We start from the raw sequence: 3,634 nt of genomic DNA on the forward strand, positions 1-3,634 counted from the left end.
GGACTCAAACTTTCCGGGAGGACAGGCGTGAATGAAGTCGAGAGCTTGGTCGATACGCATAAAAAAATCCGAAACCCAACAAGGAGTTTCGGATTCTTACACAGCCTGAGGATCGGTCAATGGATCCTTAACTGATCGGCATTACGCCCCGAGCGCCGGTTTTCTATTGCCGCTATCCCTAGCTCGACAGCAGTACCCTGGCCGAGTTGGCCGGGATGGTGAGCTGCACCTCCCCCTGCACCACCTCGAACTTGTCGCCGTTGAAGGCGTCGGTGAAGCGGCTGGCGGGGCTGGCGGTCTGCCACAGGGGCAGGCTGATGGTGCGCGGCTCCGTGGGGTGGCGGTTGCAGGCGACCACCACCTGATCGCTTTGCAGGGTACGGGCGAACACATAGCTGTGAGGGCCGGCGTAGAGGGTCTGGATGTCTCCCCGGCGCAGGGCCGGGCGCTGGCGGCGCAGCTGGATCAGGCGGCGATAGTGGTCGTGCAGCACGTGATCCCAGTCGGTGGTATCCCAGGGGAAGCAGCGGCGGCAGTCCGGGTCGTTGCCGCCGGAGAGCCCCACCTCGTCGCCGTAGTAGATGGAGGGCACGCCGATGTAGGTGATGAGCAGGGTGGCGGCGAGTCGCATCCGCTGCTTGTCTTCTCCCAGCAGGTGCAGGAAGCGGGCGGTGTCGTGGCTGTCCAGCAGGTTGAACTGGGCCAGCTGGTTCTTGAACGGAATATGGGCCCGCGCCAGCTTGAGCCAGTGATCCAGCTCGGTGGCGCTGATCTTGATGGGGTGATAGGCGATGTCCTGCCCCGCCAGGAAGGCGCGGATGGGGTGGGCGAAGCCGTAGTAGTTCATGGCGCCGTCCTCTTGATCCCCCTGCAGCCACTGGCTCGCCTCGAAGAAGTGCTCGCCCAGCACGTAGGCGTCCGGATTCTCCTGCTTCACCGCGCCGCGAATGGCGCGCACATGGCCGCGATTGCCCTCGGCAGTGCCCCGCTCCCCCAGCATGTGGATGACGTCGAAGCGCCAGCCATCGATCTGGTAGGGGGCGCGCATCCAGTAGCGCAGAATGGCGTTGTCTGCCCGATAAACGGCGTCCTGCACCTGTTCACTTGAGAAATCCAGCTTGGGCAGGCTGCGGATCCCTTTCCAGCTAACATAATCCCCTTCCTGATCGAAGGTGTAGAAGCTGCGCCAGGGGGAGTCCGGGTTGCTCTGGGCGCCCAGCGGTGGGCAGAACCAGGGGTGCTCGGTGGAGGTGTGGTTGACCACCGCATCCAGGATGATCCTCATGCCGCGCTGGTGCAGGTTGCGGGTCAGCTCGGCAAACTGGGCATTGGTACCGAGGTGCGCATCCACCTTGAAGTAGTCCTGGGTGTCGTACTTGTGGTTGCTCGGCGAATCGAAGATGGGGTTGAGGTAGAGCGCCGTCACCCCCAGGGATTGCAGGTAGTGCAGCTTGGCGTCGATGCCCGCCAGATCCCCGCCGTAGAATTCACAGGCGCCGTGCCCCTCTTCGTGGCGGCTGACCGGCTCGCCCCAGGCCTTGCTGATGACCGCTTTGCCCCTGTACTCGTACTCGTGATGCTTGACGCTCAGCGACGGGTCACCGTTGCAGAAGCGGTCGGGGAAGATCTGGTAGAACACCTGATCCTGCACCCAGGCCGGGGGCTGGTGATGGCTGTTGAAGCGGAAATGCTGCTCCCGCGGCGGCATGGCGGCGCTGACGCCTGCCCCGTGCAGCCACCACTGCTCCTCGTCGGTGAGGCACTTGAAGCAGTAGAGGTGGATCTCCTGCCCCCTGGCCAGCGGCAGTTCGACCTGCCAGACCTGAAGCCTGTCCCGGGTGGCGACCGGCGTCATGGCGACCAGATACTCCTCGTTGTCCGGCTCGTGGCGCAGCCACACCTCGCGGATGGGGGCGTCCAGCTCGCTGAACAGGGTGAGCTGCAGGGTGTCGGCACTCTCTTTGAACCAGGGTGCCGCCTGGGGGTGAAACAGGAAGGGATGGGTCATGGTATCTACTGTGTCAGAGAGGCTCAGGAATGGGGGATGGGCGCAGGCCATCTTATCCCGTCCATGGGCGTGTGTATGTGACGACCGGCCAGAATGAGACGGTGCTTCCGGCTTGGCTGGGCGGTCTGCCGTGACGCGATTGGGTCAGCAAATCGGCCAGGGCGTTGCCCTGTTCGTGCAGCTGTTCGAGCTGATCCGCCAGAATGAGACGGGGATCCGGCTCCTGCTGATCGGCCGTTGTACATCTACTGGGTCAGCAAATCGGCCAGGGCGTTGCCCTGTTCGTGCAGCTGCTCCAGCTGATCCGCCAGGCTGGCGGGATCCAGCCCCAGCTGGTCAGCCAGGGTTCTGGGGAAACGGGCGATGATGGCCTGTGCCGGTACGCCGGCCTGCCAGGCAAAGGAGACGAAGACGGCGAGCCGGATGAGCACGGCCTCCTTGCTGACCGGATCGTGGGAGAGGGGGTCGAGCTGCTGGGCGATGGCATCCACGAAGGCGGGCGACAGGTTCCAGCGCCGCGCCAGCTCTGCGCCGAGCTGGGCATAGTCGTAACCCAGCATCTCCCGCTGGGCATCGACCCGGCTGCTGCCTTTCTCGATGGCCAGATTGATGAGCCCCGCCTCTTCCGGCAGGGTGCTCTGGATCAGCAGCTCGCCAATGTTGTGAATGAGGGCGCAGGTGAAGGCGGTCTCGGGATCCACCGAGGTGGTCTGCTGTGCCAGGGTGCGGGCAATGGTGGCGACCTGGAAGGTCTGGGTCCAGAAGTGGAGCTTGTCAAAGCCGGGAGGGGCCTTGAAGCTGCTGATGATGCCGGAGGCGACCACCACGGAGCGCAGACGGTTGAAACCGAGGCGGATCACCGCCTGTTCGATGGAGGTGATTTCATTGCCACGGCGCAGGGCAGCGGAGTTGGCCATCCGCAGTACCTTGACGCTGATCACCTGGTCCATGGCGATCTTGGCCGCGATCTCGTCGATGCGGGCATTCTCGTCGTTGAAACTCTGCATCAGCTCGTGCAGCAGTTTCGGAATTGTGGGCAGTTGCTTGATCTTGCCAAACAGGCGATCCATCGACATGGCTGAGGCAGCCTCCATTGCTAACAATGCCTCATATTGTGCCACAGCCTGGCCAGTTGTTCCTGCTGGCGAGCGGTTTTGTGAGCCCTAGGCTGTGTTCTTAAAGTGATGAAGATATAATCTCACATCTTCTCAACAGCTTAAGATCCATTCCGTGTCCCGCCGTTATCAGCTGACTGATGCACAATGGGGGCTTATCGAGCCCCAGTTTCCTTCTCGAAGCCTGATCGGGCGCCCTACCCGTGAACCGCGCCAAGTGCTCGATGGCATTCTCTGGATACTCCACACCGGAGCTCCTTGGCGAGACCTTCCAGAACGTTTCGGACCATGGAATTCGGTCTACAACACCTTCCGGCGTTGGCAGGATGCAGGCCGGATTGATGCCATTCTGGAAGCGCTGCAAATCAAGCTCAATGAAGAAGGGCTCATCGATTTCGACCTGTGGTGCCTGGACGGCTCCAATGTCAGAGCATCCAAAGATGCTGCCGGTGCACGTAAAAAAACACCTCAATGAATCAAGCCCTTGGCCGTTCGCGGGGAGGTTTCGGCA

General features: G+C 62.1%; 2 protein-coding genes and 1 pseudogene. 1 reads left to right on the forward strand and 2 read right to left on the reverse strand.

From position 1 onward, the window contains the following. Positions 1 to 178: 178 nt before the first annotated feature. The gene (gene malZ, locus J9892_RS18890) at positions 179 to 2,008 is read right to left on the reverse strand and encodes a maltodextrin glucosidase (protein WP_029314873.1); all 1,830 of its coding nucleotides are present in this window, start codon (positions 2,006 to 2,008) and stop codon (positions 179 to 181) included. Between the two features lie 245 nt (positions 2,009 to 2,253). Beyond that, a complete protein-coding gene (locus J9892_RS18895; protein ID WP_039039670.1) occupies positions 2,254 to 3,102 on the reverse strand; it encodes an HDOD domain-containing protein in 849 nt (282 codons plus the stop codon). A gap of 136 nt (positions 3,103 to 3,238) precedes the next feature. On the opposite strand from J9892_RS18895, the pseudogene J9892_RS18900 reads away from it, so the two are divergent. Beyond that, positions 3,239 to 3,634 (forward strand): annotated as a pseudogene (locus J9892_RS18900) (IS5 family transposase); the annotation flags it as partial.

The sequence above is a fragment of the Aeromonas sp. Prich7-2 genome (assembly GCF_017939255.1).
GTDB lineage: Bacteria > Pseudomonadota > Gammaproteobacteria > Enterobacterales > Aeromonadaceae > Aeromonas > Aeromonas caviae.

Coding starts and splice junctions, on each gene's coding strand:
- malZ (WP_029314873.1), bottom strand. CDS start 2,008: ATGACCCATCCCTTCCTGTTTCACCCCCAGGCGGCACCCTGGTTCAAA.
- J9892_RS18895 (WP_039039670.1), bottom strand. CDS start 3,102: ATGGAGGCTGCCTCAGCCATGTCGATGGATCGCCTGTTTGGCAAGATC.